The 13,085-nt window shown below is 27.5% G+C and carries 15 protein-coding genes; 10 read left to right on the forward strand and 5 right to left on the reverse strand.

Going from position 1 to position 13,085, the window contains the following annotated elements; translation table 11 throughout:
* Positions 1-8: 8 nt before the first annotated feature.
* The gene (locus tag BG_RS03285; RefSeq protein WP_011193960.1) at positions 9-1,151 is read left to right on the forward strand and encodes a hypothetical protein; all 1,143 of its coding nucleotides are present in this window, start codon (positions 9-11) and stop codon (positions 1,149-1,151) included.
* Here BG_RS03285 and BG_RS03290 read toward each other — a convergent pair.
* Complete coding sequence (locus tag BG_RS03290) at positions 1,148-1,978, reverse strand: DnaJ domain-containing protein (RefSeq protein WP_011193961.1); 831 nt, start codon at positions 1,976-1,978, stop codon at positions 1,148-1,150. The two genes, BG_RS03285 and BG_RS03290, sit on opposite strands and share 4 nt — an antisense overlap.
* 108 nt (positions 1,979-2,086) lie before the next feature.
* Here BG_RS03290 and psgB point away from each other — a divergent pair, with 108 nt between their 5' ends.
* Complete coding sequence (psgB, locus tag BG_RS03295; protein ID WP_011193962.1) at positions 2,087-3,220, forward strand: HemN-related non-iron pseudo-SAM protein PsgB; 1,134 nt, start codon at positions 2,087-2,089, stop codon at positions 3,218-3,220.
* Here the strand turns inward: psgB and rpiA are convergent.
* On the reverse strand, positions 3,207-3,893 hold the full coding sequence (gene rpiA / locus BG_RS03300; protein ID WP_011193963.1) for a ribose 5-phosphate isomerase A: 687 nt from the start codon (positions 3,891-3,893) through the stop codon (positions 3,207-3,209). The two genes, psgB and rpiA, sit on opposite strands and share 14 nt — an antisense overlap.
* Before the next feature lie 146 nt (positions 3,894-4,039).
* On the opposite strand from rpiA, the gene gpmA reads away from it, so the two are divergent.
* The gene (gene gpmA, locus BG_RS03305; RefSeq protein ID WP_011193964.1) at positions 4,040-4,786 is read left to right on the forward strand and encodes a 2,3-diphosphoglycerate-dependent phosphoglycerate mutase; all 747 of its coding nucleotides are present in this window, start codon (positions 4,040-4,042) and stop codon (positions 4,784-4,786) included.
* Positions 4,787-4,852: 66 nt separating this feature from the next.
* On the opposite strand, the gene lysS is transcribed toward gpmA, so the two are convergent.
* Both lysS and era read right to left on the reverse strand, forming a co-directional pair.
* Positions 4,853-6,418, reverse strand: a complete 1,566-nt coding sequence (gene lysS, locus BG_RS03310; protein ID WP_011193965.1) for a lysine--tRNA ligase — start codon at positions 6,416-6,418, stop codon at positions 4,853-4,855.
* A 72-nt stretch (positions 6,419-6,490) separates the two neighbouring features.
* Complete coding sequence (gene era, locus BG_RS03315; RefSeq protein ID WP_011193966.1) at positions 6,491-7,363, reverse strand: GTPase Era; 873 nt, start codon at positions 7,361-7,363, stop codon at positions 6,491-6,493.
* Between the two features lie 105 nt (positions 7,364-7,468).
* Here era and BG_RS03320 point away from each other — a divergent pair, with 105 nt between their 5' ends.
* Genes BG_RS03320 through BG_RS03330 form a run of 3 tightly spaced genes read left to right on the forward strand, consistent with a single transcriptional unit; the run spans position 7,469 to position 8,714 of the window.
* Positions 7,469-7,825 (forward strand): hypothetical protein, encoded by a 357-nt coding sequence (locus BG_RS03320; protein WP_011193967.1) that lies wholly within the window; start codon positions 7,469-7,471, stop codon positions 7,823-7,825.
* 9 nt (positions 7,826-7,834) lie between these two features.
* Positions 7,835-8,245, forward strand: a complete 411-nt coding sequence (locus BG_RS03325) for a hypothetical protein (RefSeq protein ID WP_011193968.1) — start codon at positions 7,835-7,837, stop codon at positions 8,243-8,245.
* A gap of 19 nt (positions 8,246-8,264) precedes the next feature.
* Entirely contained in the window at positions 8,265-8,714 is a 450-nt protein-coding gene (locus BG_RS03330) for a DUF192 domain-containing protein (protein ID WP_044007920.1), read from the forward strand.
* A gap of 8 nt (positions 8,715-8,722) precedes the next feature.
* Here the strand turns inward: BG_RS03330 and BG_RS03335 are convergent, their stop codons facing one another.
* The gene (locus BG_RS03335; protein ID WP_044007921.1) at positions 8,723-9,397 is read right to left on the reverse strand and encodes a hypothetical protein; all 675 of its coding nucleotides are present in this window, start codon (positions 9,395-9,397) and stop codon (positions 8,723-8,725) included.
* Positions 9,398-9,454: 57 nt separating this feature from the next.
* On the opposite strand from BG_RS03335, the gene BG_RS03340 reads away from it, so the two are divergent.
* The 4 genes from BG_RS03340 to flaA all read left to right on the forward strand — a co-directional run bounded on the left by BG_RS03340 (position 9,455) and on the right by flaA (position 13,049).
* Positions 9,455-10,414, forward strand: a complete 960-nt coding sequence (locus tag BG_RS03340; protein WP_011193971.1) for a glycosyltransferase family protein — start codon at positions 9,455-9,457, stop codon at positions 10,412-10,414.
* Positions 10,407-11,405: an N-acetylmuramoyl-L-alanine amidase gene (locus BG_RS03345; protein ID WP_044007961.1), complete on the forward strand. Its 999-nt coding sequence runs from the start codon at positions 10,407-10,409 to the stop codon at positions 11,403-11,405. The genes BG_RS03340 and BG_RS03345 overlap by 8 nt, the downstream gene beginning before the upstream one ends.
* Positions 11,395-11,946, forward strand: coding sequence for a hypothetical protein (locus tag BG_RS03350; RefSeq protein WP_011193973.1), 552 nt, complete (start codon positions 11,395-11,397; stop codon positions 11,944-11,946). The genes BG_RS03345 and BG_RS03350 overlap by 11 nt, the downstream gene beginning before the upstream one ends.
* Positions 11,947-12,023: 77 nt before the next feature.
* Positions 12,024-13,049, forward strand: coding sequence for a flagellar filament outer layer protein FlaA (flaA, locus tag BG_RS03355; protein ID WP_011193974.1), 1,026 nt, complete (start codon positions 12,024-12,026; stop codon positions 13,047-13,049).
* Positions 13,050-13,085: the final 36 nt, after the last annotated feature.

Raw genomic sequence — 13,085 nt, forward strand, 5'->3', positions numbered from 1 at the left:
ATTGCGACATGAAGTTTTTTGATTTCGGTTCATTGGGATTTTATAGATTTTTTGATTTTCAAAAATATCTTAATTTTAGTATTTTTAGGTATAGTTTAATAAATTATTATTCTTATCGAGAACAGTCTAGCCTTATTAACGATGCTAATTTACTTAAAGATAAACTTGTGTTTTTGGATAAGATTTATAAGGATTTTAATCCCAGTATCAGTAAATCTTGGGATGCTAATAAAGCTATTTTTTTAGATACTTTGCTGATTATTAAGAATTTAATAAAAAAATATCATCCTAATTCAGAATTTTTAGACATTCAAGAAGATGAATTGTTAGAAGATGTTTCTCATTTTAATAAATTTTTAGATAAACTTAAATATTTGAATTTTAGAGTAGATCTTAAACAAAAAATTGAAAATTTTGAAAAAAAGAGTAAAGCTCCATTTTCTTGCATAAGAATTGCTACATTCTTTATTCAAGAAGAGTTTTTAGATCGACTTAGTAATTCGTTGGATTTTTTTTCTAATGAGGCCAATAGTAATAATTTAGATGTAATTAATAAAGAAATTAATGATTATTATGAAAAAGTAGAGCAAATTAAGAAAAGTAGCAACATTAAAGAAACCCATAAGAAATTTATTATAGACCACACAAAAGATAGAATTGATAAAATCATGAAAGATCATAGTCTTGACATTTCTAAGCTGCTTATAAAAATTGCTTTGCTTGAGATTACAATTCAATGTTTTGATAGCTATTATTTGAATTTATTGGAAATTTTACAAATTCTTTTATCTATTAATAATATAATTGAGATAGGTTTAAATGAATTGCCTGATGCTATTTTTAATGAGTGGAATGAGCTTATTTATTTAAGAAGAAAAGAATTTCAAAAATTTGTTTTAATATCTGATTATGTTTTCCAAAAAAGGATAATATCTACTATAAATTCTGGAAATTGGAAATTTGCCTTTTTTACTCTTGCCCCTCGACAAGGCGATGTTTTTCAATTTTCAGTGGATATTGCTAAGAATTTTGATAATATTGAGGATGGAATCAAAGAATATGAGTCTAAGATAAATAAATTTAATGAATATAGGTCAGGTTGGGAGGCAAATTTAAAAAACTTTGGTCATTTATTTTCAGAAATACTTTAGTCATATATCTCTTTTAATCTTTCGTAAATAGCTTTTACTTCATTATTTATTATTTTTGGAATTTTTACTATCAAAGTGACTTTAAGGTCCCTTTTTGAGTTGCTTCCAATTATAGGCATTCCTAGTTCTTTTAAGTTTAAAATTTCTCCATTTTGTGCATCCGAAGGAATTTTAAGTTTTATTTTTTTTCCTTCAATTGTTTCAAATAGTTTTTCGCAACCTAGAGCTATTTCCCATGGATAAACTTCTATTGTTGTTTCTAAGGTTTTTCCATTCAGTTTAAATTTTTTATAGCTTGATATGTTAAATTTGACTATTAAGATCTCTTTTGTTCCAGAAATTGGATTAATAGGGCCTTTATTGTTTATTTTTATTTTAGTTGTTTCTAATGTTCCTTTTGGGATTATTACTTCGACTTTTTTGTTGTTTATAAGTATTGTTTTTTTACTTCCCATATAAGCATCATAAAGTGAAATATTTAAAGTTATTTCTTTGTCTGCTGTTTTTCTTGAAGATCCAGTAAATATTTTGGAAAAAAAATCTAAATCTTCAAAATTGCTAAATCTTGAGCCATTAAATTCTCTTTCAAAATGGTCGTTGTTGCCATTAAAATTGGTGCTACCCAAAGCGTCGTAATTTCTTTTTTTATCAGGAGAAGATAAAATTTCATAGGCTTCATTTATTTCTTTAAACTTTTCTTCAGCTATTTTGTTTCCTTTGTTTTTGTCCGGGTGATATTTTATTGCCAATTTTTTGTAAGCTTTTTTAATTTCTTCATTACTAGCATTTTTTTGTATTTCAAGTATATTATAGTAATCTTTTGCCATTAAAAAATCTCCTTCAAATCCCTTTATTTACTATATTTTTTGAAATAAAATTTAATATTTATACTTTATATATGTTATAATTAAATTTAAATTTTTAAAAGACCAATTATGAGAGTAGATCTTTTACCTCTTTTCGAGTTAAGTCTTTATATTAATATGTCATTTTGTTGTAAAGATTTTAGCATTTTTAATAGAATTTTAGGGGAATTGAAATATTATTTAACCTTATTAGGTCATCCAATTATAAAAACACTTTACATTAAGCATGTAAATTTTTGTTTATGTAGGCAGGATAGTTTAAAATTTATTTTCACTTCTTTGTCCAAATATATTAATTTGGCTTTATTAGAAGAATTTACTTTAGAAATTATTCCAGGTTATGTTGATTTTGAAAAATTCAAACTTTTGGATGAATTTTGTATTACTCGAATTAATCTTAGTGTTCAAAGTTTTTCTTTAAAATTTAGAAAGATTATGGGGATACCCGAAATTTCTTATGAGAAAATAAATATTCTAATTAAAAATATTAGAAAGTTTTCTTTTGATTTAAATATTGATATGACTATTAATATTCCTTTCCAAAAAAAATCTGATCTCAAGCGAGATTTAAAAGAATTACTCTCATATATACCTGAACATATTTGTTTTAGTGATTTTATATGTGAAGAGCAAGACCTTACCTTGAGGGATTTTGATAGCGGCATTGATTCAGAAAAGCTATGGTTTTATGCTCTTGAATATTTAGAGTCCAATGGCTACATTAATTATGAAATTACCAATTTTATGTTAAAGGGTCATGAGAGTAAGCATAATAAATTAAATTGGGAGTTAAAACCGTATTTAGGATTAGGATTGCACGCTGTAAGCTTGCTTTTCTGTAATGATAAGAATAATAATGTAAGAGCTTTGATTAGAAAAGATAGTGGTTTTGTAAAAGCAAGTAATCACTTGGCAAAGTTTGAATTGTTAGAGGATTTAGAGTTTTTTATTTATCATTTTATTCAAGGACTTGGAACTATTCAAGGTGTTAATTTGCGGTCTCTTAGGCTTAGATTTGAGTATAATGACAAACAATTTTTTCATTTTATTAATTATTGTTCAAATTTAAGTAAAAAGTTTGTTTTTGATAATAATATTATGTTATTAAAAGGGCGAGAAAGATTTAAGTTAGATTTTTATTTATTAAAAATTATGAACTATTTTAATGATAACGTTTTTAAAGTTAAGTTTAGGCTTCCTTGATTTGTTTGTTTTGGTAATAAACTATTTTTGTGTTTTTATGATTGAATATTCCAATCTCAAGTATACCTGGAAATAGTTTGAAGTATTTTTCTGTTCCTTCGGGATTTTCTACGTGCATTTTTACATCTAAAATATAATTATTATTGTCAGTTATAATAGGTCCTTTTTTTTCCTTACAAACTCTTAAGGTTGTGTCTAAATTCATTTCTTCAAGCCTGGTCATAATAAATCCAACTGCATTTTGGGCAACTTCTATGGGAATAGACATTTTTGTTCCCAATTTTTTTACAATTTTTGTTTCATCTGCTATTATTAGCAATGTTTCTGAATTGTAAGCTATTACTTTCTCCATTAGATGTGCGCCTCCCATTCCTTTTATTAAGCTTTTTTTTTCTAATAGAATTTCATCAGCTCCATCAATTGCAATGTCTAGATTTTTATTAAGTTTTGAAAAATTTGATTCACAAGGAATTTGTTCTTTTGATAGTAAATATTTTGTATCGCTACTTGTTGCATAGAGTTTTAAATTTTTTAGGTTGCCCGATTTTATCTTTTCGCTTAAATATTTTATTGCATAATAAATAGTTGTACCTGTTCCAACCCCAAGGTTCATATTGCTTTTGATGTAGCGATCAATTGCGTATTTTGCTACCAACATTTTTTGATTTTCCATAAATTTTTTTCCTTGCTTTAATGGATTTAAAACCCAATGCATTTTAAAGTATATCATTGTTTAATTAAGATTGAAATCTTGACTAGATTTCGTGCTAATTTATAATTATTAGTATTAGTAAATAAAATAATATGCTAGGAGATTTTATGTATAAATTAGTTTTAGTGAGGCATGGAGAGAGTGAATGGAACAAAGAAAATCTTTTTACTGGTTGGACAGATGTTAAACTTTCTGACAAGGGTATCAATGAGGCTTTAGAAGCAGGTTTGCTCCTAAAGCAAGAAGGCTATTCTTTTGATATTGCTTTTAGTTCTTTATTGTCAAGGGCTAATGATACTTTAAATATTATTTTGCGAGAATTGGGGCAATCTTATATTAGTGTAAAAAAAACCTGGAGATTAAATGAGAGGCACTATGGAGCTTTACAAGGTTTAAATAAGTCAGAAACAGCTGCAAAATATGGGGAAGGTAAAGTTTTAATTTGGAGACGCAGTTATGATGTGCCCCCAATGTCTTTAGATGAGTCTGAAGATCGTCATCCAATAAAAGATCCAAGATATAAATATATTCCTAAAAGGGAGCTTCCTTCAACAGAATGCCTTAAAGATACTGTTACAAGAGTTATTCCTTATTGGACTGATGAGATTGCAAAAGAAGTTCTTGGGGGTAAAAAAGTTATTGTTGCTGCTCATGGCAATTCTTTAAGAGCTCTTGTTAAATATCTTGATAATTTAAGCGAAGAAGATGTTTTAAAGCTTAACATTCCTACGGGTATTCCTTTAGTTTATGAATTAGATAAAGATTTAAATCCTATTAAACATTACTATTTAGGTGATGAAAGTAAGATTAAAAGTGCAATGGAATCTGTTGCTAGTCAAGGAAAGTTAAAGTAATAGTCTATTACTATTAAAGTGTTAATAAGCCGTATTTATGGCTTATTTTTTTTATCATTTTAAGGTTTAAATATATTTGCTTACAATCTTTTCAAAGCGGTCAATACCAATTATTTTAATAAATCCGGCTAATTTGGGCCCTTTTTCTTTGTCGATTAAAATTTTATAAATTTGTTTAAAGAACAAAGCGGGTTCTATATTATTTTCTCTTGAAATTTTATATATTTCGTTTTGAATGTCTTGCTCTGTAGCAACTTCAAAATTTTTCTTTAAGGAATCCAAAAGCTCACTAATTGCCTTTTTGTTATCTTCTTTTAGTATTTCTATATTATCAAATTTAGATCTTAATAAAAATTTGAAATCCTCGGGTGCAAAATCTTTTATCCAATTAATTACACATTTGATCTTATTTATTAGTTTATCTTTCTGATCGTCTTGAACGTTTTTTAAGTAATTTAGAATTTTATTTATATTATTTTCAAATATTTGACAGATTACACTTAAATGTCTAAATCCAATTTGATAAGGGATTCTTTTACTTGGCATATATGGTTGAGATAGCTCATAAATTCTTTTAAATGATCTTTTTTTTTCTTCTTTTATATCTTCTACTCCATAGTAGATCCTCTCAAATCTGTCGTAATCTTCGTATATTTTAATTACGTCAAGATCAAATGAGATCGAAAATTCAGTATTTGGCTTTGTAGCGGCAAATAAAAATCTTGTGACCTCAGGCGTGTAGATTTCAAGAACATCTTTGAGTGATATGACATCTCCTAATGAGGATGATATTTTCCCACCACGTCCTTTTATTGAAATAAAGTCATATTGAAATGTTACAGGTGGACTGCCTTGAAAAATTTTTACAATATTTTTAGATGTGTCAAAACTACCACCACTGCTGTGGTGATCTTTTCCTGCAGGTTCAAAGTCAACTTTTTCATATTTCCATCTCATAGGCCAATCTATTCTCCAGGGAAGCTTAATGGCCCATGTAGTCCTTATGTCTAGAGATTCTTGATTTCCACATTCACATGAGTACTTAACAGAGTAATGATTGTCATAATTATTTACAGTTGTTGTATCTCTATTACATTTTGTACAAAATATACTGATTGGATACCAATTTTCTTCAAGCTTTGAAGTTCTATATTCGTTTAATGCTTCAGCCAGTTCTTTTTTATGATTAAGTGCGAATTTTATTTGACTTGCATAAGTACTGTTAGTATATTTTTTACTTTGGTCAATGAATTCAGGATTGATGCCTACTATAGGCAGATATTTTTCAAATTCAATTTCATTAGCTCTTGCATAACTTGTTTTATATCCTCTTGTGTCAGGAACTCTTGTTATTGCTTGCCTTAAATAAGTTGTAAGAAGTTCTTGTTCTGGCATATTTTTGGGAACTTTGCGAAATACATCGTAATTATCCCAAGAATAAATAAATCTTACTTGCGATCCAGAGTCTTTTAAAGCTCTTGCTACAAGGTCTACCGAGATAACTTCTCTAAAATTGCCAATGTGCACAGTTCCAGATGGAGTAATTCCTGATGCTACTGTATATATATTTTTTGGACCCTTTTCTTTTTTTATTTTTTCTGCATAAAAATCTGCCCAATGCGCCGTTTTCACATTTTATTCCTAACCCAAATTTTAGCATTTTATTTTTCAAGTTTCAAGATTTTAGAAAATTGTAGTTGAATATTAATTTATAAGTCTTTTTATTAGTTTGTCTTCTTTGTTCCAATTTTTTTTAAGTTTTACCTGGAGGAATAGGTTGCATTTTGTTTCAAAAATTTTTGCAATCGTTATTCTTGCCCTTTCTCCTATTGATTTTATTTCTTTTCCGTTTTTTCCTACAATTATTCCTTTTTGACTTTCATTGGCTACAAAAATATTGGCTCTGATAAAAAGACTTCCCTTTTTATTTTCCAAGATATCAATATCTACATACAAAGAATAGGGAAGTTCTTCTTTTAGGTTTTCAATAGCTTTTTCTCTTATTATTTCACTAATTCTAAAATTTATTTCTTGATCTGTGTAGTATTCTTGTGGATAATAAAGTGGGCCTTCTGAAAAATTTTCATAAATTTTATTTTTTAATTCTTCTGTGTTAATTTTTTTTTCAGCAGATATCTTAATTATATTGTTATCTTCTATTTCTTTTTCTTTTAGAAATTGTGTTATTTCTTTTATTTTTGTATTTTTAAGATCAACTTTATTGAGTAGTACTAAGAATTTAATTTTAGAGTTTTTAATTATTTCTAGTATTTTATTTTCCTCTTCTCCAGGTTTGTCTTGAATATCTATTATGTATAGAATAAGTTCAACTTCCCCTATTGAAGAGTGTATGTTTTTCATCATTGCAATATTAAACTTTTTTTTACTCAGATGAAATCCTGGTGTGTCTATAAAAATAATTTGTCCTCTGTCATCGGTAAAGATTCCTTTTATTTTATTTCTAGTTGTTTGTGGAATAGGGGATATGATTGATATTTTATGCCCGCATATTGAATTTAAAAGGGTAGATTTTCCAGTTGATGGTCTACCAAGTATTGCTGCAAATCCTGATTTCATCTTTTAGCATTCCTTAAATATGTAATATTCATATATTTTTTATTATAATTAATTATATAGTATTTTAGATACTTTATTTTTAAGTAAAATTTGAGGAAATTTCATTTGGCAAGAGTAACTTTTGAAGTTTTTTGCGAGCAATGTGGTGAAAAGGTTGGGCTTAATAGGTCTATTTGTCCTAACTGTGCTGCTAAGCTTGGCGACATAGAATGTCCAAATTGTCGGCATGTAGGCCCAGTTTCTGCTTTTGGAGAGGGTTGTCCTAATTGTCACTACAGTCCCTTTCAAGAGCTTAAAGAAAAACCTTTTAAAAGAAAAGAAAGAGTAAGAATGGCCGGTGGTGGAGTAGTTTCTAAAGTTTTTATAAGACTTTTTCATTTTGGGATTAATGTTAGTATTTTGCTTTATTTATTTTCAAGTTTTTTATTTGTTCTACTTTTTCTTTACATTGTTTATGGCTGAAGGCTTTGTATGGGTATTACAGTTTTTTATTTATTTTCTATTTTTACATCTTTTGTTATGGGTTCTAGCATGGAGTCTGTTAAAGAGAATGTTCTCAAGAGTACTATTTTTTATTATGATATTGAAGAAGTTGAATTTCCTTATGCCATGAAACAGACTTTACGATTTATTGGTAAAACCCATTTAAAATATGCTGTTTTTAATTTTGACAAAAATAAAATGTTTTCATACACTTTTGTTTTTGATAAAAAATTAATATCTCAGTATTCAATTTTTATTGAGGTAAAGAAAAAGTTTGGCGAGGCTACTCTGGTAACGCCTTTGAATTATTTGTGGGATCTTGGTGAGTATATTATTGTTTTAAATAAAAATATTTTAAGAATGACCTTAAAATCTTATATTGAAAATTATAATAAATGATTTTTAATAAGGTTGATAATTGAAAAAAATTTTAAAACGGTTTTTATGTTTAGCTTTGTTGATGCCTTTTTTATCTTTCGCTGATCATTTTTATGATAGAAAAGTTGTGATAAATGGGTTTAAGTTTTTTATAAAAATAGCATCTAATGAATTTGATAGAGCAAAAGGCTATATGGGCACCGAAAAAGTTGAATATGGAAATGGAATGCTTTTTATTTTTAAAAAAGAGCAAAAGTTATCTTTTTGGATGGAAAATACGCCTTTGCCTCTTGAAATAGCCTATATTGATTCAAATGGAATTATTAAAGAGATTTATGATTTAGAGCCATATTCTAGAGCAAATGTTAATTCTATTTATAAAGCAAAGTATGCCCTTGAGCTTCCAAGAGGCTCATTTTCTAAATTTCAAATAAAAATAGGCGATAAGGTGAATTTTTGCTTTGATATTAATTCTTTATCGGTAGAATGATTTTGAAATTATTGGGCTTTAATTTCTTGAAGTTCTTCTTCGATTTGATCTTTTTTAAGTTCATTTTTATTAGATTCTTTTATTGAATTTGTTTTTTCTTTTTTTAAAGAGGACTGTTCACTTGATGCTTTATTTGCATTATTATTTTCTTCATTATTATCAATGCTTTCGTTGTTGGTTGTTATTATTTTCTTAAAAATAGTTATTGTTGAGGCGATCTCGTCAATTGCATCAAGCAAAAGTGTTTCGCTTGCAAATTCTTCTGCTTTTACAATATATACTAAAGAGTTAATTCCTCTTTCTGCATTGTGAATAATCTCCCATGATCCCAGTACTCTGTTATTATAGCTGTCGCTCATAAGGGAGTCAGATATTTCTTTAATTTTTTGTGTGTTTACATCAAATACTTTAACAATTCCAAATATTTCTCTTATTTTTGAATTTTTATATGAGTTTAGCCTTGATCTAATAATTATTTCTTCTCTTTCGTTGTCGTTTATATCTTTAAATGCTATAAAGTCATTCTCTGAGTCTATTTTATATTCAATTTTGTTTTTATCTAAAAATTTTTTAATTCTCTTGTCATACTGTATATTCTTATGGTTGCAAGAAATGAGTGTAAAAATGATAATAATCGTGCTATAGAATAATGAATTAATATTAATTATTCTTGGAATTAACATTGTATTATTTGACATATGATTATTATAATTTAATTGTGAGGATTTTAAAAGTAATTTATGCGTCTTCAAGGTAGCGGCTATTCATATACTGTTATTCAATCTAAAAATAATTATTCACAAAAATCTTCTTTTGGAATTTCTTTTGTAATATTAAGCAGAGGAACAAAAATTTTTAGAGAAGATTTGTTTGAATTTTTATCAAATTTTGACTTTATAAGAGAAATAATTTCAATTGAAAAACAGAGCAATAGAAGTTCTTTGCAGTTTATCTCAGAAAGTTATGGTAAGTTAAAATTTATTTTACTTTCTGATGATTTGAATTCTGGAGAAAAGGTTAATTTAGCAATGAAAGAATCCAGCTGTGACTTTGTTTTTGTTTTGCAAAGTGATATGTACTTGTTAAATCCTTTTTGGATTCCAAATATATTTGACGAAATAGTCAAAAAAAATGTTCTTCTTGTTGGGGGTGAGTTTTTTGACAAAGAAGAAGAGATGATTCCCTCAATTTTTCTTCCCAGCATAGATGAACAGCAAAAGTTTAAGGTAATTTTAGTAAATTCTGAAAAAGACTATGAAAAAACTTTGATTACCATGGATTATTGTGGACTTTATTCTAAGGAGAAGTTTTTACAGCTTGGAGGTTTTGATGGAAGGATTCAAAATGAATATTTTCAAAGAATAGATTTTGGACTAAGAGCTATTTATTTTGGAGAACATGTCTATATTTATAGAAAGCTAAGAATCCAGTATACTGCATTAAATTCGCCAGAAAATTTGACCAAAAATAAAAGTTTTTTAATTTTTTTACTTAAGAATTATGTCCCAATTTTTGTTGGAAATGGCGTTGTTTTTTCTTTTTTGAGGTTTTGTAAAATTTGTTTAAAATACAAAATTAATCCCTTTCTCTTTCAAAAAGAGTTTAAAGAAATAAAAGGTGAAATTGCTAAAAATAGCTTAAGATTCAAAGGAGACTTAAAGAGTGCCATCGAGCTTTGGGAAAATGATATTATTGATTAATTTGATTTTGTTTTCATATTTAAGCTTATATTCCAAGACCCTTGATTACTTAAATGTTCTTGATTTTTTTGACACCGATGTTTTTAAGTTTGATTTAAACATTGAAAATGATGTTTTTACAATTGAAAATGATAAGGGATATTTAAATTTTAGGTTAGGTTTTGAATATGCGCTTACATCTTCTGGTTATTATATGTTTGTAGACCCAATTATTGACATTCGTGGAGAAATTTTAATAAGCCAAAAGGTCTTAAAACAAATTGAAAATTATTTCAATTCTCTTAAAAGTTATAATAAACCCAGAATTACTTCAATAATCATTGATCCTGGACATGGAGGGCATGATGCTGGTGCGGTTGTGACTTTAAAGATAAATGGTTACGATGTTGTGCTTCAAGAAAAAGATTTTGCATTAACTTATTCTATATATTTGTCTAAAATTTTAAGTAATTATTTTATAAATAAAAATATTTTGTTAACTCGTGTAAATGACGTTTTTTTAACTTTAAAAGAGCGGTCGGAATTTGCAAATGCAATAAAGCCAAATTTTCCAAATAATGTCATATTTTTGTCCATACATGCTAATGATGCTCCAAATAATGAAGCTAGAGGAGTTGAGTTTTGGTATCTTCCTAAGGATTCAAAAAGAGAGGTTATTAAACATTTTAAGGGATATGATATTAAAGGTAATAGATACTTAAGTGAGCTTAATGATATACTAGATATTAAATATAAATATGAATCTAAAAGATTGGCTGAAATTTTGTATAAAGTATTTAAAAATGAGTTAAACGAAACTAATATTAGGCCAATTAGAGAAGAGCAGTGGTTTGTAATAAAAAATAGCAGTATGCCTGCTGTATTGATTGAAATGGGTTTTTTGTCCAATATTTTAGATGCTAAATTAATTTTGGATTATAATTACATGAGCAAGTTTAATATCCTAATACTTAAATCTTTGGTAAAATTTATAAATTTTTATGAAAAATAATATTTCGGATGTATTTTTTAAATATAATACAGTGATTTATAATTTTTTAAATTCAAAAAAAGAGCATACGGTTAGATTGCTTTTAGTGATTTTGGCAGCAAGTTTTTTGTTTTCTATTTGTATGGTTTTTTTAAATTATGATAATCTTTTTTCAAAAAAGGTTTTTTATTTTTACTCTAGCAAGGGGTTTGTTTCTAATTTAAGGTATTTAAGAGATGAAAAAAAATTGAAAGATAATTTAGATCTTTTAGCAAAAGATTTCCTTTTGGGAAGCAATGAAGGATTTTCTTTTGGATTTTTATTAAGTGATGCAAGATTTTTATATTCTTTTTTAAAAGATGGAATTTATTATATAAATCTTTCAAGGGAGTTCTATGATTCTTTTAATAATGGGGATCATAATGAATCTTATGAATCTTTTGATGTTAAGGTTAACCTATTTGTCATGTCTTTAATAAAAACAATACACTTTAACTATCCCGGCAAGGTAAAAAAGCTTGTTATTCTTATTGAAGGGTGTATGCTAAAGGAGCAAATTTGATAAGTTTAATTTTATTAATAATGGCAATTAAAAAACGAAAATTTTATAAAAGATTTATATATAAGGAGTTGGTTTATATGAAGATGAAAGCTAAAAGTATTTTACTTTTTTTATTATCCACGGCTCTTTTTGCTCAAGAGACTGATGGATTGCCAGAAGGCTCTAAAAGGGCAGAGCCTGGAGAATTAGTTTTAGATTTTGCAGAACTTGCAAGAGATCCAAGTTCAACTAAACTTGATCTTACAAATTATGTTGATTATGTTTATTCAGGTGCTTCTGGTATTGTGAAGCCGGAAGATATGGTTGTAGATCTTGGGATAAATAATTGGAGTGTTTTGCTTACTCCTTCTGCGAGGTTGCAGGCTTACGTTAAAAATTCAGTTGTTGCGCCTGCTGTTGTCAAGAGCGAGTCAAAAAGATATGCAGGCGACACTATTTTAGGAGTAAGAGTTTTGTTTCCAAGCTATTCTCAATCATCTGCTATGATTATGCCACCATTTAAAATTCCTTTTTATTCAGGAGAAAGTGGTAATCAATTCTTAGGCAAAGGTCTTATTGATAACATTAAAACTATGAAAGAGATTAAAGTAGCAGTTTATAGTTTAGGATATGAAATAGATCTTGAAGTTTTATTTGAAGATATGAATGGCATGGAGTATGCTTATTCCTTAGGGACTTTAAAGTTTAAAGGGTGGGCTGATTTAATTTGGTCAAATCCTAACTATATTCCCAATATATCATCTAGAATAATTAAGGACGATGTTCCAAATTATCCTCTTGCTTCAAGTAAAATGAGATTTAAGGCTTTTAGAGTTTCAAAATCACATAGTTCAAAAGAGCAAAATTTCATCTTTTATGTTAAAGATTTGAGAGTTCTTTATGATAAGTTGAGTGTTTCAATAGATTCTGATATTGATAGTGAATCTGTGTTTAAAGTTTATGAGACTAGCGGAACTGAATCTCTTCGTAAATTAAAGGCACATGAAACTTTTAAAAGAGTTTTAAAGCTTCGAGAAAAAATTTCTATGCCCGAAGGGTCTTTCCAAAACTTTATAGAAAAGGTTGAGAGTGAAAAACCTGAAGAATCATCCCCAAAAAAGTAGGTTTAAATAACATGTAAAGCTAACCTAAAAGGTTAG

Origin of the sequence: Borreliella bavariensis PBi (assembly GCF_000196215.1) — a bacterium.
Taxonomy (GTDB): Bacteria; Spirochaetota; Spirochaetia; order Borreliales; family Borreliaceae; genus Borreliella; species Borreliella garinii.

Excerpts from the sequence above, each read along its gene's own strand:
- BG_RS03285 (WP_011193960.1), top strand. The coding sequence starts at position 9 with ATGAAGTTTTTTGATTTCGGTTCATTGGGATTTTATAGATTTTTTGAT.
- BG_RS03290 (WP_011193961.1), bottom strand. The coding sequence starts at position 1,978 with ATGGCAAAAGATTACTATAATATACTTGAAATACAAAAAAATGCTAGT.
- psgB (WP_011193962.1), top strand. The coding sequence starts at position 2,087 with ATGAGAGTAGATCTTTTACCTCTTTTCGAGTTAAGTCTTTATATTAAT.
- rpiA (WP_011193963.1), bottom strand. The coding sequence starts at position 3,893 with ATGGAAAATCAAAAAATGTTGGTAGCAAAATACGCAATTGATCGCTAC.
- gpmA (WP_011193964.1), top strand. The coding sequence starts at position 4,040 with ATGTATAAATTAGTTTTAGTGAGGCATGGAGAGAGTGAATGGAACAAA.
- era (WP_011193966.1), bottom strand. The coding sequence starts at position 7,363 with ATGAAATCAGGATTTGCAGCAATACTTGGTAGACCATCAACTGGAAAA.
- BG_RS03325 (WP_011193968.1), top strand. The coding sequence starts at position 7,835 with ATGGGTATTACAGTTTTTTATTTATTTTCTATTTTTACATCTTTTGTT.
- BG_RS03335 (WP_044007921.1), bottom strand. The coding sequence starts at position 9,397 with ATGTTAATTCCAAGAATAATTAATATTAATTCATTATTCTATAGCACG.
- BG_RS03340 (WP_011193971.1), top strand. The coding sequence starts at position 9,455 with ATGCGTCTTCAAGGTAGCGGCTATTCATATACTGTTATTCAATCTAAA.
- BG_RS03350 (WP_011193973.1), top strand. The coding sequence starts at position 11,395 with ATGAAAAATAATATTTCGGATGTATTTTTTAAATATAATACAGTGATT.
- flaA (WP_011193974.1), top strand. The coding sequence starts at position 12,024 with ATGAAGATGAAAGCTAAAAGTATTTTACTTTTTTTATTATCCACGGCT.